General features: G+C 67.5%; 21 protein-coding genes. 6 read left to right on the plus strand and 15 right to left on the minus strand.

Annotated features, from left to right (window positions below; translation table 11 throughout):
- Window positions 1-37 precede the first annotated feature (37 nt).
- Together R5H32_RS09855 and R5H32_RS09860 are read left to right on the plus strand one after the other, a co-directional pair.
- Complete coding sequence (locus R5H32_RS09855) at window positions 38-1,312, plus strand: bifunctional folylpolyglutamate synthase/dihydrofolate synthase (RefSeq protein ID WP_412099009.1); 1,275 nt, start codon at window positions 38-40, stop codon at window positions 1,310-1,312.
- A 190-nt stretch (window positions 1,313-1,502) separates the two neighbouring features.
- On the plus strand, window positions 1,503-2,219 hold the full coding sequence (locus R5H32_RS09860) for a hypothetical protein (RefSeq protein WP_318338509.1): 717 nt from the start codon (window positions 1,503-1,505) through the stop codon (window positions 2,217-2,219).
- Window positions 2,220-2,270: 51 nt separating this feature from the next.
- On the opposite strand, the gene R5H32_RS09865 is transcribed toward R5H32_RS09860, so the two are convergent.
- Together R5H32_RS09865 and zapE are read right to left on the minus strand one after the other, a co-directional pair.
- Window positions 2,271-3,170, minus strand: coding sequence for a bestrophin family protein (locus tag R5H32_RS09865; protein WP_318338510.1), 900 nt, complete (start codon window positions 3,168-3,170; stop codon window positions 2,271-2,273).
- Between the two features lie 172 nt (window positions 3,171-3,342).
- Complete coding sequence (zapE, locus tag R5H32_RS09870) at window positions 3,343-4,440, minus strand: cell division protein ZapE (RefSeq protein ID WP_318338511.1); 1,098 nt, start codon at window positions 4,438-4,440, stop codon at window positions 3,343-3,345.
- 159 nt (window positions 4,441-4,599) lie between these two features.
- On the opposite strand from zapE, the gene R5H32_RS09875 reads away from it, so the two are divergent.
- Complete coding sequence (locus tag R5H32_RS09875) at window positions 4,600-5,838, plus strand: MFS transporter (RefSeq protein ID WP_318338512.1); 1,239 nt, start codon at window positions 4,600-4,602, stop codon at window positions 5,836-5,838.
- 63 nt (window positions 5,839-5,901) lie between these two features.
- Here R5H32_RS09875 and R5H32_RS09880 read toward each other — a convergent pair whose 3' ends face one another.
- The 9 genes from R5H32_RS09880 to mbfA form a co-directional block, all read right to left on the minus strand.
- Window positions 5,902-6,813: an ornithine cyclodeaminase gene (locus R5H32_RS09880; RefSeq protein WP_318338513.1), complete on the minus strand. Its 912-nt coding sequence runs from the start codon at window positions 6,811-6,813 to the stop codon at window positions 5,902-5,904.
- A complete protein-coding gene (locus tag R5H32_RS09885) occupies window positions 6,810-7,433 on the minus strand; it encodes an HAD family phosphatase (protein WP_318338514.1) in 624 nt (207 codons plus the stop codon). The genes R5H32_RS09880 and R5H32_RS09885 overlap by 4 nt, the downstream gene beginning before the upstream one ends.
- Window positions 7,434-7,497: 64 nt before the next feature.
- Window positions 7,498-8,481 carry a DMT family transporter gene (locus tag R5H32_RS09890; RefSeq protein ID WP_318338515.1) on the minus strand — a complete coding sequence of 328 codons (984 nt, stop codon included), beginning with the start codon at window positions 8,479-8,481 and terminating at the stop codon, window positions 7,498-7,500.
- Window positions 8,482-8,535: 54 nt separating this feature from the next.
- Entirely contained in the window at window positions 8,536-8,982 is a 447-nt protein-coding gene (locus tag R5H32_RS09895) for a YaiI/YqxD family protein (RefSeq protein WP_318338516.1), read from the minus strand.
- Window positions 8,979-10,412 carry a Si-specific NAD(P)(+) transhydrogenase gene (gene sthA, locus R5H32_RS09900; protein ID WP_318338517.1) on the minus strand — a complete coding sequence of 478 codons (1,434 nt, stop codon included), beginning with the start codon at window positions 10,410-10,412 and terminating at the stop codon, window positions 8,979-8,981. Before sthA ends, R5H32_RS09895 begins: the two co-directional genes overlap by 4 nt.
- A gap of 3 nt (window positions 10,413-10,415) precedes the next feature.
- Window positions 10,416-11,249 (minus strand): S-formylglutathione hydrolase, encoded by an 834-nt coding sequence (fghA, locus tag R5H32_RS09905; protein ID WP_318338518.1) that lies wholly within the window; start codon window positions 11,247-11,249, stop codon window positions 10,416-10,418.
- Window positions 11,250-11,262: 13 nt separating this feature from the next.
- Window positions 11,263-12,192 carry an AEC family transporter gene (locus tag R5H32_RS09910; protein WP_318338519.1) on the minus strand — a complete coding sequence of 310 codons (930 nt, stop codon included), beginning with the start codon at window positions 12,190-12,192 and terminating at the stop codon, window positions 11,263-11,265.
- Between the two features lie 42 nt (window positions 12,193-12,234).
- Complete coding sequence (locus tag R5H32_RS09915) at window positions 12,235-12,930, minus strand: nitroreductase family protein (RefSeq protein ID WP_318338520.1); 696 nt, start codon at window positions 12,928-12,930, stop codon at window positions 12,235-12,237.
- An 8-nt stretch (window positions 12,931-12,938) separates the two neighbouring features.
- Window positions 12,939-13,916, minus strand: a complete 978-nt coding sequence (gene mbfA / locus R5H32_RS09920) for an iron exporter MbfA (protein WP_318338521.1) — start codon at window positions 13,914-13,916, stop codon at window positions 12,939-12,941.
- A 166-nt stretch (window positions 13,917-14,082) separates the two neighbouring features.
- On the opposite strand from mbfA, the gene R5H32_RS09925 reads away from it, so the two are divergent.
- Both R5H32_RS09925 and R5H32_RS09930 read left to right on the plus strand, forming a co-directional pair.
- Window positions 14,083-14,265 (plus strand): hypothetical protein, encoded by a 183-nt coding sequence (locus tag R5H32_RS09925; protein ID WP_318338522.1) that lies wholly within the window; start codon window positions 14,083-14,085, stop codon window positions 14,263-14,265.
- A gap of 103 nt (window positions 14,266-14,368) precedes the next feature.
- Window positions 14,369-15,001 carry a TetR/AcrR family transcriptional regulator gene (locus R5H32_RS09930; protein ID WP_318338523.1) on the plus strand — a complete coding sequence of 211 codons (633 nt, stop codon included), beginning with the start codon at window positions 14,369-14,371 and terminating at the stop codon, window positions 14,999-15,001.
- Between the two features lie 208 nt (window positions 15,002-15,209).
- Here R5H32_RS09930 and R5H32_RS09935 read toward each other — a convergent pair whose 3' ends face one another.
- The 3 genes from R5H32_RS09935 to R5H32_RS09945 form a co-directional block, all read right to left on the minus strand.
- Window positions 15,210-15,680: a nucleoside deaminase gene (locus R5H32_RS09935; protein WP_318338524.1), complete on the minus strand. Its 471-nt coding sequence runs from the start codon at window positions 15,678-15,680 to the stop codon at window positions 15,210-15,212.
- A gap of 267 nt (window positions 15,681-15,947) precedes the next feature.
- Window positions 15,948-16,664: an NYN domain-containing protein gene (locus tag R5H32_RS09940; RefSeq protein ID WP_318338525.1), complete on the minus strand. Its 717-nt coding sequence runs from the start codon at window positions 16,662-16,664 to the stop codon at window positions 15,948-15,950.
- Window positions 16,665-16,705: 41 nt separating this feature from the next.
- A complete protein-coding gene (locus R5H32_RS09945; RefSeq protein ID WP_318338526.1) occupies window positions 16,706-17,188 on the minus strand; it encodes an N-acetyltransferase in 483 nt (160 codons plus the stop codon).
- Between the two features lie 267 nt (window positions 17,189-17,455).
- Here R5H32_RS09945 and R5H32_RS09950 point away from each other — a divergent pair, with 267 nt between their 5' ends.
- Complete coding sequence (locus tag R5H32_RS09950; protein WP_318338527.1) at window positions 17,456-18,223, plus strand: ion channel; 768 nt, start codon at window positions 17,456-17,458, stop codon at window positions 18,221-18,223.
- 144 nt (window positions 18,224-18,367) lie between these two features.
- On the opposite strand, the gene R5H32_RS09955 is transcribed toward R5H32_RS09950, so the two are convergent.
- The gene (locus tag R5H32_RS09955; RefSeq protein ID WP_318338528.1) at window positions 18,368-19,495 is read right to left on the minus strand and encodes an S-(hydroxymethyl)glutathione dehydrogenase/class III alcohol dehydrogenase; all 1,128 of its coding nucleotides are present in this window, start codon (window positions 19,493-19,495) and stop codon (window positions 18,368-18,370) included.
- Between the last annotated feature and the right edge of the window lie 112 nt (window positions 19,496-19,607).

Raw genomic sequence — 19,607 nt, forward strand, 5'->3', positions numbered from 1 at the left:
CCCCGCTCCGACGCCCGACCCCAGCGCCAGCGAGGCCATGATGTCCCAAGGTTCCGACCTGATTCTTGCGCGCATGTTCGCGCTGCATCCCAAGATCATCGACCTGACGCTCGACCGGGTCTGGCGCCTCCTCGAAGCCCTCGACCATCCCGAACGCAAGCTGCCGCCGGTGATCCACATCGCCGGCACCAACGGCAAGGGCTCGACCCAGGCGATGATCCGCGCGGGGCTCGAAGCGATGGGCGACACGGTCCACGCCTATACTTCGCCGCATCTCGCCCGCTTCCACGAACGCATCCGGCTCGCGGGCGAGCTCATCTCCGAAGACCACCTGACCGAGATCCTCGCCGAATGCGAAGACGCGAACGGTGGCATCCCGATCACCTATTTCGAGATCACGACCTGCGCCGCCCTTCTCGCCTTCGCGCGCACCCGGGCCGACTGGACGCTGCTCGAGGTCGGCCTCGGTGGCCGCCTTGACGCGACAAACGTCGTCGATCAGCCGCGGCTCTCGATCATCACCCCGGTCTCGATCGACCACCAGCAGTACCTCGGCGAGACGCTGCCCGAGATCGCCGGCGAGAAGGCCGGCGTGATCAAGCGTGGTGTGCCGTGCGTCGTCGGCCCGCAGGAGCCCGAGGGCCTCGCGGTGATCGAGGCGAAGGCCGCCCGCCTCGGCGCGCCGCTCCTCGCCCACGGCCAGCACTGGAATGTCTGGGAGGAACGCGGCCGGCTGATCTTCCAGGACGAGAACGGCCTTCTCGACCTGCCGCTGCCGAACCTGCCCGGCCCGCACCAGATCGACAATGCCGGAGCGGCGCTCGCGGCCCTGCGCCATCTCGGCGCGACCGAGGCCGCCTGCGAGGCCGCGGTGACGAAGGCCTACTGGCCCGCCCGGATGCAGCGCCTCGGCCACGGCCCGCTCGTCGATGCGGCGGGGGCTTGCGAGCTCTGGCTCGACGGCGGCCACAACCCGGCGGGCGGCATCGCCGTCGCCGCCACCCTCGCGCGGCTTCCGGCGAAGCCCACCCACATGATCCTCGGCATGCTCAACACCAAGGACATCGCGGGCTACCTGCGCCCGATCGCCGCCGCCGCGAAGACGCTGACCGCCGTCTCGATCCCCGGCGAGGCCAACACGCTGACGGCTGAACAGACGCAGGAGGCCGCCGCCAGGGCCGGGATCGAGGCCGGCACCGCCGAGACCGTGCTGGCCGCCGTGCAGGCGATCGCCGCGAAGGATCCGGGCGCCCGGATCCTGATCTGCGGCTCGCTCTACCTCGCCGGGGGCGTGCTGAGGGAAAACGGCTGAGGCGGCCGGGCGGCCCGGTCAAGCGAGCGTTCGGTCAATGCCCCGTCATCACTGACGGGGCATCAGGGGCTTGACAGATCGCGCCGCTCGCGCCCTGATATATAGAACGTCAGCCTATTCTCCCATGTCGTGTGCCCACCGCAGAAGAACGGCACTCGGCCCGCAGGTTCTCACAAGGTCGGCTTTTGGGTTGCGTTTCGTCATCCTCCTCCTCGGCGTCGTCCTGGTGTCCCTTTCCGCGGCACGCGCGGACACCATCAGAAACGGGACCGACACCCTGGTGACGCTCGGAACGCGCACTTTCGATCTGCGCGAAAGGTCAGCAACTCTGGATCTGCAGGTTGAGAACGAATTCGTCTCCCTCTCCGACGTCAACTGGATCGACGATCTGACACGCACCGATCCAAATCTGCACTCCACGGTCATCCACATTAAAGATCAGACGAGCATGAATCGCGGCGCCGAACCGTATTGGGCTCCGAATGAAACGTCACGCTTTCATCCAGATCCGACGCTGCCGCCGATCTTTCATCTCGATAATTACGAGGTCGGCTGGCTGGGCCAGCATGCGGCGCCCGTGCGCGGTGACATCCTCATCTATCCCAGACAAGATCCGAAACGCTTCTTCGCGCTTTGTGGTTTCGATCGTGAAGATGCCGGCCCAATATTTTGTTCGGTAAATTTTCGCTACGGTCCAGATCGAAATCTCTTGGTTACGACACGCATCTACCGGGTGACGGCGCCGCTGAACGACTTCGCCGAGATCGCGGCGCGGGTCGAGGCGCTGGTGAGATGTCTCGACGTCACCGAGGCACTTCGCGCGGGCGAGACGATCCCGAGAATCCCCAACCTCGTGCCCGCCGATCTCGCGGCGGGCGGTCGGTGCCGGTTGATGCCGTCGAGTTGAACCTCCGGACCGGTATCGCAAGCCGCGCCGATAGCGCAGCCCCGCGGCACGTCAGCTGAGGACGCCGTCCACCGGGCGCAAAGGTTCCGGCGGCTCGCGGCCGAGCGCCTCGGCGGCGGCGATCTCGATCACCCGGCACATCGCTTCGAGGGGCAGGCCGTTCGCGGCGTCGCGGAACGGGTGTTCGAGCTCGTCACTGACCGCGTTGAGGCCGAAGAAGACATAGGCGACAGCGGCCGCCACGGCGGGCGCGAAGCCGCCCGCGTTCTCGATCAGGGCGAAGGGCAGGATCAGGCAATAGAGGTAGCTCGTGCGGAGCACGAGCAGCGAATAGACGAAGGGGATCGGTGCCGAGGCGAGCCGCTCACAGCCCGCCTGCGCGAGCGCGATCCCCGAGAGCCGCTCGGCGAGCGCGCGCTGCCCCATGGCGGAGAGCCGCCCGGCCTCGGCCTCGGCGCGCAGGACGGCCGCGATGGCGCGCAGCGCCGCGTCGGGCGGGTTGCGGCGGCTGGCATGGTCGGGGGCGGCGGGATCCCAAGCGGCGGCGGCAGCGATGGCGTCGGTGCCGCGCAGCCAGCCGCGGTGGAGATGGGCGAAACCGGCGAGGCCCTCCATGACCGCCGCGCGCGCGGGTCCCGCCCCGAGGAACAGTTGCGTCTCGCGGCCGAGGCTCCGGGCATCGGCGATGAGCTGGCCCCAGAGCTTGCGCGCCTCCCACCAGCGGTCATAGGCGGCGTTGTTGCGGAAACCGAGGAACAGCGACAGCGCCACCCCGAACACGCCCATCGCCGGGATCGAGACATGCGGCAGCGCGACAAGTTGGCGGTCGACGAGGAGCACGCCAAGGGCGAAGAGCGCGAAGGCCAGGATACGGCCGGCGATCTTCGGCACGATCGAGCCCTGCATGACGAGGAGAAGCTGGATGAGGCTCGGCGTGTCGCGGACGATCATCAAGGCCCTCCGGGGCGCGGCGGTTGCGGACGGCCCTTGGTGCCGCGGCGCGAGCGGAGCCGCGCGCACGAAGGCGACATCGCGGCGGCGGCGACCGGCGTTCCGGGGGCGGCCGTCCGGACGGGCGTCGAGCCCGCCCGGACGGCGCTGCCGCGGGACATACCCGGCCGGGCTACTCCGCCGCCCGGCCGAGCCCCCAGTCCGCGCCCTGAATCTCCCTGAGCCGGCTCGCGGTGCGCTCGAACTCGAAGGCGCCCTCGCCCTCCACATAGAGCCGTTCCGGCGTGTCGGCGGCCGAGGCGACGAGCCGCACCTTGGCCTCGTAGAGCGCGTCGATCAGCGTCACGAAGCGCTTGGCCTCGTTGTAGTTCTCGGCCGAAAGATGGGGGATGTCGTCGAGGATCAGCACCCTGACCGCATTGGCGAGCGCGAGGTAGTCGGCGGGCCCGAGCGGCCGGCCGCAGAGCTCCCAAAACGAGGCCCGCGCCACCCCGGCATGGTAGTCCTTCAGAACAAGGTCGCGGCCCTTGATCCGGAGCCGCAGTTCGGCATCGGCACCTCCGCCGGTGAGCTCGGTCCAGATCCGCGCGATCGCCGCGGCGGCCTCGGGCCCGGCGGGGGTGAAGTAGACCTGCGCCCCTTCCAGCCGGTGCTGGCGGTAATCGGTCTCGCTCTCGATCTCGCGCACCTCCATCCGGGTCTTGAGGAGCGCGATGAACGGCAGGAAGAGCGGCCGGTTGAGCCCGTCCTTGTAAAGGTCGTCCGGCACCCGGTTCGAGGTCGTCACCACGGTCACGCCGCGGTCGAAGAGCATCTGGAAGAGCCGGCCGACGATCATCGCGTCGGCGATGTCGGTGATCTGCATCTCGTCGAAGGAGAGAAGCCGCAGGTTCTCGGCGATTTCCTCGGCGACGGGCAGGATCGCGTCGTCGACACCGGTCTTGCGGACCTCGTGGAGGCGCGACTGCACCTCCTGCATGAAGGCGTGGAAATGCACCCGCCGTTTCGCCGTGATCGCGACATTTTCGTGAAAAAGGTCCATGAGCATCGACTTGCCGCGCCCGACCCCGCCCCAGAGATAGAGGCCCTTCACCCCCTCGGCGGGTTTCGCGAAGAGCCCGGCGAGGAGCCCCTTCTTGCGCCCGGTCGTCGATTCCAGCGCCGCGCGGATGCGCTGCAGTTCGGGCAGGAGCGCGCGTTGGGCGGCATCCTGGCGCAAGGCGCCCGAATGGGTCATCCGGTCGTAGATCTCGGTCAGAGTCTCGCTCATGGGGATTCGATAGCCTGCAAGCCGCGCCCTGAAAAGCCCACTTGGCCGGTCCGCGCTGCGCGGACACCTTCACGCGGCGGAATTGTCGCGATCACAATTCTCGATTTGACCGCGCGGGTTGGCTCGGTCAGGGTCGCCCCGCGCCGAACAGGAGCCGCCATGACGCCCACCCCTCGCCTGATCACGCCGGTACTGATCGCCGGCCTGCTGATCCTCCTGGTCTCGAACGCGATCCGCTCGAGCTTCGGGGTGTTCCAGATCCCCGTCGCCACCGAGTTTGGCTGGCCGCGGTCCGAGTTCAGCTTCGCCATCGCGGTCCAGAACCTTGCCTGGGGGATCGGCGCGCCGCTGTTCGGCGCGATCGCCGAGCGGTTCGGCGACCGCAAGGCGGTGATCCTCGGCGCGCTCTGCTACGCGGCAGGGCTGGTCCTCTCGGCGCGGGCGGTCAGCCCGGAGGCCCATCAGATGCTCGAGATTCTCGTCGGCTTCGGCATCGCCGGGACCGGTTTCGGCGTCGTCCTCGCGGTGGTCGGCCGCGCCGCCTCGGACGAGAACCGCTCACTCGCGCTCGGGCTTGCCACGGCGGCGGGATCGCTCGGCCAGGTGCTCTCGGCGCCGGTGGCCGAGATCCTGCTGTCGCACTTTCCGTGGCAGACGGTGTTCCTGATCTTCGCGGCTGCAATCCTCTCGGTGATCGCGGTGCTGCCGCTGATGCGGGCGCCGGAGCGGTCGGTGACACCGGGTGCCGACGTTTCCATGACCGCAGCCCTGCGCCAGGCGTTCCGCGATCCGAGCTTCACGCTGATCTTCCTCGGCTTCTTTTCCTGCGGCTACCAACTCGGGTTCATGGTCGCGCATTTCCCGGCGATGGTGACCGAGATGTGCGGGCCGATCTCGCCGGCGAGCCCGCTCGCGGCGATCGGCATCACCTCGACCTCGGCGCTCGGCGCGGCGGCGATCGCGCTGATCGGGATCGCCAATATCGCGGGTACGCTGACCGCGGGCTGGCTCGGGCGGATCTACCCGAAGAAATACGTCCTCGCCGGGGTCTACGCCGGACGGACGCTCTTCGCAGCACTCTTCATCCTGTTCCCGATCACGCCGCTGACGGTGGTGCTGTTCTCGCTCGGCATGGGGGCGCTCTGGCTTGCCACGGTGCCGCTGACCTCGGGGCTTGTCGGCCACATCTACAGGCTGCGCTACATGGGCACGCTCTACGGCATCGTGTTCCTGTCGCACCAGATCGGGTCCTTCATGGGCGTCTGGCTCGGCGGAAGGTTCTACGACACCTACGGCGACTACACGCTGGTCTGGTGGGTCGGAGTGGCGGTGGGCGCATTCTCGGCGATCGTGCATCTGCCGGTCCGGGAGCGGCGCATGGTGGCCCTGCCGGCGTGAGCGCGTCGAGGCCGGGGGCGCTGCCCCCGGACCCCCGGAGTATTTCCGGACAGAAAGTGAGAGTTAGGTCTGCGCGGCGTCGAGGACGTAGCGGGCGGTCATCAGGTCGAGATGGGCGCCGCCGCCGTTCTTCGAGAGCGTGATCTCGTCGTCGGATCTTCGGGTGAAGGCGCCGGAGGCGAGGTCGTAGAAATCGGCAACGACATCGGCCTCGGTGATCGCGCCCTCGGCGATCGGCACCATCAGTTCGCCGATATGGTTGATCGTCGTGGCACGCGCGTCGACGAAGACGCGGGCACGGGCGAGGGTCTCGCTGTCGGCCTCGCGCATGTCGGGGCGGTAGGCGCCGATCAGGTCGAGATGGGTGCCGGGTTTCAGCCAGGCGCCGCGGATCATCGGTTCGGTCGCCATCGTCGCGGTGGCGATCACGTCGGCCTTGCGCACCGCCGCCTCGAGGTCGAGTTCCGGGGTGGCGCCGGTCGCATCGGCGAAGGCGCGGGCGCTTTTCTCCGACCGGGTCCAGACGTGGAAGCGCGCCTTCGGGAAGGCGGCGGAATAGGCTTCGACCATCGAGGCGGCGACGGTGCCTGCGCCGACGATCAGGAAGGTCTCGGCATCCGGCCGCGCCAGGTGCCGCGCCGCGAGGAGGCTGTCGGCGGCGGTCTTCCACTTGGTAACGAGGCCGAAGTCGATATAGGCCTCGGGCAGCCCGGTCGCGTCGGCGAAGAGCGCCACGACGCCATTGAGATTGGGCAGGTCGAGACGGTGGTTCTCGGGGTAGATCGTCGCGGCCTTGACCGCGAGCCCCATGCCGTCGATCCAGGCCGAACGGGTCAGCAAAGTGTCGGCGCCGCGTCGGAGCACCGTATCGCCGACCTCGGCCTTCGGAAGCAGGTGGCCGGCTTCCAGTGCCTCGGTCAGCTTGATCCAGTCGAGCTTCGCCTCGACCTCGGGTCCGATGATCGCGATCGTCATGCCGCCTCCTCCTCGTTCAGCAATCCCAGTGTGACGAGCCGGGCGGCGAAGCCCGCCGGCCCGTCGAAATGATGCACCTGCCAGCCGCGCCTCCGCGCCGCCTCGATGTTTTCCGCGCGGTCGTCGGCGAAGAGCAGCTGGCCGGGCGCGATGCCGCTGTCTTCCTCGACGATCGCGTAGATCCTGGGATCGGGCTTGGTGACCTTGAGCCGGCCCGAGACGTAGAGCCGGTCGAACTCGGCCAGGAACGGGTAGTGCGGCACGGCGTGGGCGAAGGTGTCGTCGCCGAAATTCGTGAGCGCAAAGACCGGCACGCCGCGCGCCTTCAGCGCCCGCAGGAGCCGCACCGACTGCGGGATCGCGGGCGAGGCCATGTCGAGCCAGTTGTCGTGCCAGAGCCGGATCTTGTCCGTCCATTCCGGATGACGCGCCGCCCAGTCGTAGATCGTGGCGCGGAACGGCGCGCCGGCGTCGACCGCCTCGTTCATCGCGTGAAGGTCGATCTCGGCGAACATGCGCGTGCGATCGCCGGGCGACATCACGGTGTCGTAGAACCGTTCCGGCTGCCACTGGATCAGCACGTTGCCGATATCGAAGACCACCGCCTCGGGCCGGGTCATCCGCGCCTCCTCGTTTCGTGATGCCGCCGACACTAGCGGGCCGTGCGTGAAAGGGAAGCCCCGCTCATCGCAAAGGTGGCGGCCGGCGCACCGCGATCCGTCGCCGCGCCATGGCTTCGCGCAGGAACATGTAAAGCCCGCCGCCGAGGATCAACGCGATCCCCGCCCAAGCCATGCCGTCGGGCCACTCGCCAAAGACGACAGCGCCCCAGAAAACGGCGAGCGGCATCGCGACATATTCGAATGGCGCGATCAGCGCCGCCTCGGCCAGCCGGTAGGCCTGGCTGACCAGAAGCGCGGCCAGTCCATTTGCCACACCGAGCGCGACAAGGACCAGCCAGTCAGAACCCTGCGGCCAGACCCATTCGCGAAACAGGAAGGCTATCGGGCCGCTACCGCCATCGGCGAGCCGGCCATCACCGAAGGCCAGGCCCATTGCCGACGAGACCAGGATGAAAACGAGCTGGATGTAGACTGCCATCGTGATCGCGCGCTCGGTGCCGCCGATCTTCCGTGTCAGGATGGCGAGCATCGCATAGGCCGCCGCGGCCGCGATCGGCAGGATCGCGGCAGGCTGAAACGCCGCGCTGCCGGGCCGCAGCATCACGACGACACCGGCAAGGCCAGCGATGACCGCAACCCAACTCCGCGCACCGGCCCTCTCGCCCAGAAGGACGACCGAGAGGACGGTGATCAGGAGCGGGCTGATGAAGAAGATCGCCACCGCGTCGGCGAGCGGCAGCACGGCGAGGCCGGCGAAGAACGCGCTGTTGGCGACGACCACGCAGAGCCCGCGCAAGCCGTGCATTCCGAGCCGCCGGGTCCGGAGCATCCGGTAGCCGCCACCGAGCGGCACGATCACGCCGAGCAGCATCGCCAGCGCGACGAGGGAGCGCACCAGAACCACCTGGTGGAGCGCGTAATCGCCGCTCAGGAACTTGATCGTCATGTCGTTGATCGAGAACAGGACCATCGCGCCGATGACGCAGGCGATGCCCATTACCCGAAGCTCGGTCTGACGGGCTGTATCGGTTTCGGCAAGGCTCATGATCCCATCTCGCCGGCGCGGCCGCGTCCTGTCTCGCCTACCCGCGACATCGCCCTAGCGCGCGGCGGCGCGCATCACCCGGTCGAGCGCGTCGAGAAAGCGCGAGCGGTCCTGTTTCGAGAAGGCCCGCCCGCCGCCCTGCCGGAACGGGTCGGCGGCGCGCAGGTCGGCCATCAGGTCGCGGGTGGCGAGCACGTTGCCGATATTGGCCTCGGTCAGCGCCTCGCCGTTGTGCTTGAGGACCCGCGCGCCGGCGGCCACGCATTTCGCCGCGAGGGGAATGTCGCCGGTCACGACGACATCGCCTTTCCCGGCGCGTTCGGCGATCCACTTGTCGGCCTCGTCGGGGCCTTCGGTGACGAAGACCGTCTCCACCAGCGGATGCGCCGAGGGCCGGATTCCGCCGTTGCAGACCATGTAGACCCGCGCGCCGAGCCTTTCGGCGACGCGCAGGCATTCCTCCTTCACCGGGCAGGCATCGGCATCGACGTAGAGGCTCACGGCTTGGCCTTCGCCTTCGCCCGCGGCACCTTGTATTCCTCGGGGATCGGCATCCGGTTGAAGGCGTCGAGCCCGGCGATGCGGTAGGCCTCGGCGAGGGTGGGGTAGTTGAAGGTGTTCTCGACGAAATAGTCGACGGTGCCCTTCAGGTTCAGCACGGCCTGCGCGATGTGAATGAGCTCCGTCGCGCCCTCGCCGACGATCTGCACCCCGAGGAGCCGCCGCGTCTTGAGGCTGACGAGCATCTTCAGCATCCCGTGCTCGAGCCCCATGATGTGCCCGCGCGAGGTTTCGCGGAACCGCGCGATGCCGACCTCGTAGGGGATGCCGCGGCCCTGCGCCTCTTCCTCGGACATGCCGCAGGTGGAAATCTCCGGCACCGAGTAGATCCCGTAGGGGAACCACGGGCTTTCCGGCAGCGTCGGCGTCTCGAGCGCGTGGCAGGCCGCGACCCGGCCCTGCTGGAGCGAGGTGGAGGCCAAAGACGGGTGGCCGATCACGTCGCCGGCGGCGTAGATATGCGGCACCGCGGTCTGGTAGGTCTTGCGATCCACCGTCAGCCTGCCGCGATGGTCGGTCTCGAGCCCGACCGCCGCGAGGTTCAGCGCGTCGGTCGCGCCGTTCCGCCCGGCGGCGTAAAGCAGCATCTCGGTCCGGACATGGCGGCCATTGGCGAGGCTTACCTCGACATGGGTGCCCGCATCCTCGATCTTCTCGATCGCCGATCCGAGCCGCAGGTCGAGACCGTTTTCGCGCACCTGATGGGTGAATTCCTGGATCGTGTAGCGGTCGATGAAGTCGAGGAAGGTCTCGCGCGGCTCGATCAGCGTCACGCGCACGTCGAGTGCCGTGAACATCGTCGCGTATTCGACCCCGATCACGCCCGCGCCGATGACGCAGAGCGAGCGCGGCAACTGGCCGAGTTCGAGGAACTCGTCGCTGTCCACCACGGTCCGCCCGTTGAAGGGCACATCCTTCGGCCGGTAGGTCTTGGTGCCGGTGGAGATCAGGAACTTGTCGGCCGTGAGTTGCACCGTCTCGCCGGCCTGGGTCGCCACCTCGATCTCGTGCGGGCCGATGAACTTCGCCGAGCCGAGCAGCGTCTCGACATGGTTGCGGTTGAACTGGTGCTCCAGCACGTCGACCTCGTAGTCGAGCGTCTTGTGCAGCCGGTTCTTGAGGTCGTCGGAACTGATGTCGTCCTTCACCCGGTAGGAGCGGCCGTAGAACGACCGCTCGCGCCAGCCCGAAAGATTCAGCACCGTCTCGCGCAGGGTCTTGGACGGGATCGTGCCGGTATGGACCGAGACGCCGCCAAGGCGGTCCTTGCGGTCGATGACCAGCACCTTGCGCTTGAGCTTGCCGGCCTGGATCGCCGCCGCCTTCCCGGCCGGACCGGAGCCGATGATGATCAGATCGTACTGCGACATGGCTCAGTTCCCGTAGAGCGCCTCGGCATGGAAGGCGATGTGGTCGTGCATGAAGCTCGAGACGAAGAAGTAGCTGTGGTCATAACCCGGCTGCATCCGGAACGTGCCGTTCTGGCGCCGTTCCATCATCGCCTGCGCCAGCGCCTCGGGCTTCAGCAGTTCGAGGAACTGGTCCTTGGATCCCTGGTCGATCAGCACCGGCCCGTCGAAGCCTAGCCGCTTCATCAGGAGCGTCGAATCGTGCGGCGCCCAGAGACTCTCGTCGGCGCCGAGATAGGCGGTGAGCTGCTTCCGGCCCCAGTCCGACTGGGTCGGATTGGCGATCGGCGCGAAGGCCGAGACCGAGCGGAACCGCCCCGGCAGCCGCATCGCCATCGTCAGCGCGCCATGCCCGCCCATCGAATGGCCGGTGATCGCCTGGCGATCCTCGGCGATGGCGAAGTTCGCGGTGATGATGTTGGGCAGTTCCTCGGTGACGTAGTCCCACATCCGGAAATGCGGCGCCCAGGGTTTCTCGGTCGCGTTGACGTAGAAGCCCGCGCCCTTGCCGAGGTCATAGGCCTCGTCGTCGGCCACGCCCTCGCCGCGGGGGGAGGTGTCGGGGAAGACGAGCGCGATGCCGGCCTCGGCGGCCCAGGCCTGCGCGCCGGCCTTCACCATCGCGTTCTCGTGGGTGCAGGTCAGGCCCGAGAGGTACCAAAGCACCGGCACCGGCCCCTCCGCCGCCTGTTCGGGCAGGAAGAGGCCAAAGGTCATGTCGCAGCGGCAGGCGTCGGAGGCGTGGCTGTAGACCCCCTGGATGCCGCCGTGGCACTTGTTTTCCGATACCGTCTGCATGGGTCTTCCTTTCTTACCCGCCGGTGATCCAGCCGATCACCAGTGAAACCGTCACGATGCTTGCCATCGTGGAAATCAGGATCGAGGCCGAGACGCGCTGCGGCGCGACCCCGTAGTGGCGGGCGAGGATGTAGACATTCCCCGCCACCGGCAAGGCCGCCGCCGCGATCATCACCCCCGCCGCCTCGGGATCCACCCCGAAGACGAGAAGCGCCGCGACGGCCACCGCCAAGGGATGCAGTACCAGCTTCGCGGTGGAAAGCCAGACCGCAACAGACATCCTTTCGGCCGTTTTGGACACGAGCGATGCGCCGATCGCGAAAAGTGCGCAAGGCGTGGCCGCGGCGCCGAGGAGCGTCAGGAACTCCTCGACCGGCGCGGGCAGCGGCAGATGCGCGGCGGAAAAGGCGATGCCCGCCGCCATCGAGACGATCATCGGGTTCTTCATCAGGCCAAGCGCCAGCACGCCCCCGATGCGCGGCGAGACCTTGCCCTCGCGCGAGGCGGTGATGATCAGGGTGATCAGGCTCGAGAAGACGATGAGGTCGATCGCAAGCACCATGAGCACCGGCCCCGCCGCCTTCGGCCCGAGGATCGCGGTCAGCATGGGCACGCCGAGAAAGCCGGTATTGCCGATCACCGCGCACTGCGCCTCGACCGCGGCCTCGGTCACCGGCCGGCCGCGGGCCCGCGCGACGAGCGTGGCGAGGAGGTAGACCGCGAGGCAGCCGGAAAGATAGGCGGCCGCGAACCGCGCGTCGAAGATGTCCGCCAGGGGCAGGGTCGCGGCGAAGCGGAACAGCATCGCCGAGAGCGCGAAGTAGAAGACGAAGCGCGTCAGCCACTCGCTCGCGGCCTCGGGAAAGACCCGCAAGCGCCCGGCGGCCCAGCCAAGGCCGATCAGCGCGAAGAAGGGCAAGGTCTTGAGAAAGATCGCAAGCATCGCCTTCGCGCCTAGCACGGGCTGCGAACGGTCGCCAGCACCTCAGCCGCGCCGCACAGTCAGGATCCCGGCGAGCGGCTTCTTGATCTTTGCCGCCGCCGGCACCGTCGCCTCCGCCGCCGGATGGCCGACCGCGAGGATCATCACCGGCTTCTCGCTCTCCGGCCGGTCGCAGAGCGCGTTGAGGAACCGCATCGGGTTGGGCGTGTGGGTCAGCGCCGAGAGCCCGGCATGGTGCAGTGCCGCGATCAGGAGGCCGGTGGCGATGCCGACGCTTTCGGGAACGTAGTAGTTCTTGTAGCGCTCGCCCTCCTTCGTCACGCCGTACCGCTGCGCGAAGACGACGATCAGCCAGGGCGCGATCTCCAGATGCGGCTTGGAGGCGCCGGTGCCGATCGGCTCCAGCGCCTTCAGCCATTCCTCGCCGCCACCGCCGGCGTAGAAGCTCTCCTCCTCGGCCTCGGCGGCGGCGCGGATCTCGGCCTTCATCGCCGGGTCGGCGATGGCGACGAAATGCCAGGGCTGGTGATTGGCCCCCGAGGGCGCGGTGCCGGCGGCAGCGACACAAGCCGCGATCACCGCCTCGGGCACCGGATCGGGGCGGAAGTCGCGCACGGTGTGGCGCTTGGCCATGTAGGCGCGAAACGCCTCGGCCGCCTTCAGCGCCTCGGCCTCCGGCAATTCCACCCGGTCCGGGAGCGGCAGGGGCTCGTAGCGAAGCTGGTCCTTGGAATACATCGCGCGCCCTATCCGCCGCCGATCAGTACGCCCGCCGCGAAGACCAGCGCGCCGCCAAGCACGACCTGGAAGGTCGCGCGAAAGAACGGCGTCTCCATGTAGCGGTTCTGGATCCAGACGATCGCCCAGAGCTCGACGAAGACCACGGCGATGGCGATGAAGGTCGCGGTCCAGAAATCCGGGATCAGGTAAGGCAGCGCATGGCCGAGCCCCCCGAGGGCGGTCATCACCCCCGAGGCGACGCCGCGCTTCCACGGCGCGCCGCGCCCGGACAGGACGCCGTCGTCATGCACGGCCTCGGTGAAACCCATCGAGATGCCGGCGCCGACCGAGGCGGCGAGACCGACGAGCAGCGTGGTGTGCGGGTCATGGGTCGCGAAGGCCGTGGCGAAGATCGGCGCGAGGGTGGAGACCGAGCCGTCCATCAGCCCGGCCAGCCCCGGCTGCACCCAGGTCAGCAGGAACTGCCGGTGCGCGGCGCGGTCCTCCTCGCCCCGCGCCTCTTCATCGAGATGCGTCTCGGCAAGGTCGCCCGCCTTCTTCTCGTGCTTGGCCTCGGCGGCCGCGAGATCGCCAAGGAGCTTGCGCGTCTCGGCATCCTGCGTCGAGGCGGCGGCGCGGCGGTAGAAGGCCTCGGCCTCGCGCTCCATCGCCTCGGCTTCGGTCCGCATCCGCTCGAGCCCGAGGTTTTCCACCAGCCAGACCGGCCGTCGGGCGTAGAACCCCGCCACATGCTCGCGGCGAATGAGCGGGATGACCTCGCCGAACCGCGCGCGGTGGCGCTCGATCAGCCAGTGGCGGTGCTTGTCTTCCTCGCGCGCCATCGCCTCGAATATCTCGGCCGAGGCCGGATAGTCGGTGCGCAGCCGCTCGGCATAGGTCCGGTAGATCCGCGCATCGTCCTCCTCCGACGAGATCGCGAGCGCGAGCACTTCCTGCTCGCTCAGGTCCGAGAATCTGCGGCGGTTGGCGAGGCCGGGGATCATGACACACTCCTCTGGAACGTGAACAACCTAGGCGGGGCCGGCGGGGGCGGCAAGACGGGGCGTTTTGCATGTACTGAACGGTTTGGTTCATTTAATTCTTGAAAAACTGTACACATCAGTTTAGAAAGTACCCACGAAACGAAACCGTTCAGTTCGGAAAGATTCGATGTCCCGTTTCCGCCCCGCACTTACCGCCTTCGCCTTTGTCCTGACGGCCACGCCCGGCCTCGCCTTCGGCGTCTCCGTAGACCTGCCGCGGCTCGACTTCCCGACCGCACCGGCCGAGACCACGCGCGGCTGCGCAACCGTCACGGCGCCCTTCGGCACGTCCTGCGTTCAAGGCGGCTGATGCAACGCTTCGACGGCGCGACGGGCGATCCCGCCCGTCGCACTCCTCCCCGCCTTGCCGCCGCGATGCGGCGCGGTCTATCATCCGGGCCCGGAGGAGAAGAATGGTAGCGACACCCGAAGCCGTGACCGTCAAGCGCGGGCGCAAGTTCGACCAGGTGCTTGAAGGCGCCCGGAAGGTTTTTCTGCGCGACGGGTTCGATGGCGCGAGCGTCGATGACATCGCCGCCGAGGCGGGCGTTTCCAAGGCCACGCTCTACAGCTACTTCCCCGACAAGCGGATCCTGTTCATCGAGGTCGCCAAAGGCGAATGCCACCGCCAGCAGCAGGAGGCCGAGGCGCTCGCCAACCTCACTGCGCCGCCGGAATGCGTCCTGCCCGAAGCCGCACGGCGGATCATCGACTTCTCGGTCTCGGAGATCGGCCGCGCCGTCTTCCGCATCTGCATCGCCGAGGCCGAGCGCTTTCCCGAGCTTGGCCGCCAGTTCTACGAAAGCGGCCCGGCACGGGTGCGCGAGCGTCTCGCGGCCTATTTCAACGGCGCGGTGGCGCGCGGCGAACTCGCGATCGAGGACGTCTATCTCGCCGCCGACCAGTTCGCCGAACTTTGCAAGGCCGATATTTTTACCCTGGTGAGCTTCGGCATCAAACGCGACTTCACACAGGCCGACCGCGAGCGTGTCGCGAAAGGTGCGGTGGAGATGTTCCTCGCCCGCTACGGCGTAAAGCGACCCTAGTGCGCGCGGAGGTCCTGGTCGCGCCGATCCGAACTTGGCAGATCCCGAGAACCGGATCGGAACCTTGGATCATGTGCATGATCGACCGGCGGCGAGCGGTGTCCTTGATCTCGCGACAACCGCCGTAACGACTCCATAGGACTGGACTTGACGTCGCCGCCAAGTCGACGGCCGAAGAATCAAGATTGGTCCTTTATGCCGGAGGCCGTCACCAGAAGCCCTTGTGATCCTTCACGATCTCTTCTTCAAGCTCAGGGAAAGGGCCACGGATGGCAACCTGGCGCTGTCCGGCCGCAAGGACCTGATGACAGCTCAGATCGAGAGTCAGATTCTCCGGATTGTCTCCGGTCAGCTCTGCCAACCGCTTTTCGCTGAGCCCGTAGACCACGGTGCCGATGCCGGCCCAGTAACAGGCCCCGGCGCACATGCAGCACGGCTCGACCGAGGTCACAAGCGTGCACTGTTCAAGAAATGCCGGGTCATATTGCTGCGCGGCCGCGCGGGCCACGTTCGCCTCCGCGTGACCAACGCCGCGGTCCCGTCCGTAGGTGTTGCCCGAAGAAAGCAGCACGTCGCCCTTCGGCCCGACCAGAAGCGCCCCGAAGGGATGATTTCCGCTGGCCCGGCTCTCGCGGGCAATCTGGACGGCGAGACGCAGGTATTCGGTGTCGCTCCTCATGGCTGCCTCCCTGAATACCGATCCGCAACCGCATGCAGCGGCTGTCGCAAGGGGTATTTTCAGCGAGCGTCTGGAAGTTGTCCAGACATCGGCATCGAGTTCATGGCCATGATGCGCAGCCAAAAGGCCGGGCTGCGTCCGATCGCTCCGGCAGCCGATCGGGATGCTCGACCGCCCGCCCGCGCGGCTCGATGCAGGCGGATCACGACCGCGACGCCCTCATCCATCGTGCCAACATCATGAACGGCAGATGGATCTCGGCAGGCCCTAGTCCACCCGCCGAACGTACACGTGGTTGCCCTCGCGCTTGGTCTCGAAGCGCTTGAGATCGGCAACGAGGTCGGAGAGCTTGCGCTTGCCGTAGGTCCGGGTGTCGAAATCGGGATTGTCGGCGGTGATGCGCTGGCCGATGAGGCCGAGGAGGTACCAGTCGTCCTCCTGGTCGATCTTGTCCATCGCCCTGACGATCAGGTCGATCGCCTCGATCGGCGGCCGCTTGGCCTCCGACTTCGGTGCGGCGGCGCCCTTCGCCGGCGGCTCCTCCTCGACGATGTTCTCGATGAAGACGAAGCGGTTGCAGACGTTGCGGAGCGCCTCCGGCGTCTTCGCCTCGCCGATGCCGATAACCTCGAGCCCGTCCTCGCGGATCCGGCTCGCGAGCCGCGTGAAGTCGCTGTCGGACGAGACCAGAACGAAGCCGTCGAACTTGCCGGCATGGAGGATGTCCATCGCGTCGATCACGAGGCCGATGTCGCTCGCGTTCTTGCCCTTGGTATTGGCGGATTGCTGGTGGGTGACGAGGCCCAGCGCCCGCGCCTTCTCCTTCCAGCCGCCGAGCTGGGGATTGGACCAGTCGCCATAGACGCGGCGCAGGGCCGGCTCGCCGTAGGCGGTGATCTCCTTCAGGATCGCCTCGGCATGGCGGGCGACGACGTTGTCGGCATCGATCAGGACGGCCAGAAGCGGAATCTCGGCGCGGGCCATCAGAACTGCCTTTCGGGGGAATGTGTCATCGCGGCACCCTGTCACAACTCGCGGTACATCACCAGCGCATCGACATAACCGTCGCGTGGATGCAGGAAGGCGCCGGGCAGGCGCCCGACGGTGGCAAAGCCCGCGCCCTCCCAGATCGCGATTGCACGGGTGTTGGTCGCGACGACGAAGTTGAACTGCATCGCCCGGAAGCCCCGCCGGCGGGCCTCCTCGAGCGAATGCTGCAGCAGCGCACGCGCGACGCCGCCGCCTCGGGCCGCCGGGGCCGTGCAGTAGCCGGCGTTGCACACATGTGCGCCGCCTCCCTTCTGGTTCGGCTTGAGATACGATGTGCCGACCACCTGCCCCTCGGCCTCGGCGACGAAGTTGACCGCTCCGGGCGGGCGCCAGTAGGCGAAGGCGCCCTCGCGCCCGCCGGCCGGGTCGGCGGTGAAGGTATCGCCCGCCTCGATCGCGGGCCGCAGGATCGCCCAGATGGCGTCGTCGTCGGCTGGGGTAGCTGGTCTGATGTGCATCTGTCCGGGCTCATGACTAGGCGCTTCCATGATCGACCGCCCGGTGCGCGGCCGCAAGGGCTCCTCCGCGCGCCGATCCCGGAACCGGCGACACGTCGCGCCGGTCCGGGGCGCGGGCGAAGCGGTCGGCAATCGCACGTCACCGCATGGATCTTCGGCAGCGACATCAAAGGATTTCCGTGACCCGGACTCCGGGTTCTGTACTGTGTACCGACGGGCAGGTCGCGGGTGCGCTGGTACAGCCTGACCCGGCAAGGAGAACGCAGCATGGAGCAGCTGAAGGCCCGCGTGATCGAACTCTACACTGGCCAGTCGCCGGCCGCGCGGCGGCTGCGCTACGGCCTGATCCTGTTCGACCTCGCCACCGTCGTGTATTTCATCATCACGGTCCCGCTGCCCGCGACGCCGTTGCTGCGTGCGGTCAACATGGCGCTTGCGCTTGTAATCGCGGTCGATTTCTTCTTCAGGTTCTGGATCTCCGACAACCGCTGGCGCCACCTTGGGCGCATCTATGTGCTCGCCGATCTTGTGGTGCTTCTGTCGCTGCTCCTCGACCCGCTGCTGCACCTCGACCTCACCTTCCTGCGGATCCTGCGCGGCATCCGGCTGGGCCGGTCGGAATACCTGCTGCGGGACTTGCGGCGCGATTGGCGGTTCTTCCGCGAACACGAGGATGCGTTGGTGGCCTCACTCAACCTGATCATCTTCGTCTTCGTGACGACCTCGGCGGTTTTCGTGTTTTTCGCAAATCGCGGCGGTTCCGCGGCCTATGTGGATTCGCTCTACTACACGGTCACCACCCTGACCACGACCGGCTATGGCGACCTGACTCCGGACACACCGGTGGAAAAGCTGGCGGCGGTTGCGATCATGGTGATCGGGGTCTCGCTGTTCCTGCGCCTTGCCGGCGCGGTCTTTAAGCCGTCGCGCGTACATCACCCCTGCCCGAGTTGCGGGCTGACGCGGCATGACCCGGACGCGGTTCATTGCAAGCATTGCGGCGACTTGCTGAAGATCGAGACGCACGGCGGGTGAGGCGCGGTTGCCGAAGGCGAGTCGACTTGGCAGCGCGGGTCGGCCTTGAGATCAAGGCCCGGCGACAGTGCATCGCCATATGCTGAGGCGGGGCATTCGGTGCCCCGCCTTCGCATCATGGCTGACCGGGACGGTGCAGCGGCCTCAGTAGACCACGACCGAGCGGATCGACTCGCCCGCATGCATCAGGTCGAAGCCCTTGTTGATCTCGTCGAGCTTGAGCTGGTGGGTGATCATCGAGTCGATCTCGATCTTGCCCTCCATGTACCAGTCGACGATCTTCGGCACGTCCGTCCGGCCCCGCGCGCCGCCGAAGGCGGTGCCTTTCCAGACCCGCCCGGTGACGAGCTGGAACGGCCGCGTCTCGATCACAGCGCCTGCCGGGGCGACGCCGATGATGATCGACTGGCCCCAGCCGCGATGGGTGCATTCGAGCGCGTCGCGCATCACCTTCACGTTGCCGGTGCAGTCGAACGAGTAATCCGCGCCGCCGATCTGGTCGAACGGGGTCTTGGTGATGTTGACGATCTCCTGGACGACGTTCTCGCAGTCCTTCGGGTTGACGAAATGGGTCATCCCGAACTTCTCGGCCATCTCCTTCTTGCCCGGGTTGAGGTCGACACCGATGATCTTGTCGGCGCCCGCGAGCCGCAGGCCCTGGATCACGTTGAGACCGATGCCGCCGAGGCCGAACACCGCAGCCGTCGCGCCGATCTCCACCTTGGCGGTGTTGATCACCGCGCCGATGCCGGTGGTCACGCCGCAGCCGATGTAGCAGATCTTGTCGAAGGGCGCGTCCTCGCGCACCTTGGCGAGCGCGATCTCGGGCAGGACCGTGTAGTTCGAGAAGGTCGAGCAGCCCATGTAATGCAGGATCGGGTCGCCATCGAGCGTCGAGAAGCGCGAGGTTCCGTCCGGCATCACGCCCTGTCCCTGCGTCGCCCGGATCGAGGTGCAGAGGTTCGTCTTCTGGGAAAGACAGGACGGGCAGGCCCGGCATTCCGGCGTGTAGAGCGGAATGACGTGATCGCCCTTCTTCAGGCTGGTGACGCCGGGGCCGACATCGACGACGATGCCCGCGCCCTCATGGCCGAGGATCGCCGGGAAGAGCCCCTCCGGGTCGGCGCCCGAGAGCGTGAATTCGTCGGTGTGGCAGATGCCGGTGGCCTTGATTTCCACCAGGACCTCGCCAGCCTTCGGCCCGGCGAGGTTCACTTCCATTATTTCCAATGGTTTTCCGGCCTGAACGGCCACGGCGGCACGAGTCTTCATCGTCTCCACTCCCTGATTTGCGTTGCCGGACCATCGGCGAAAGTCCGGTTTGACGCAAGGGTAAGCAAGTCGGCGGCGGCTGCCGCGCCGCCGCGCGACGTCGTTTGGCACT

This window comes from Defluviimonas sp. D31 (assembly GCF_033436765.1).
Lineage (GTDB): Bacteria > Pseudomonadota > Alphaproteobacteria > Rhodobacterales > Rhodobacteraceae > Albidovulum.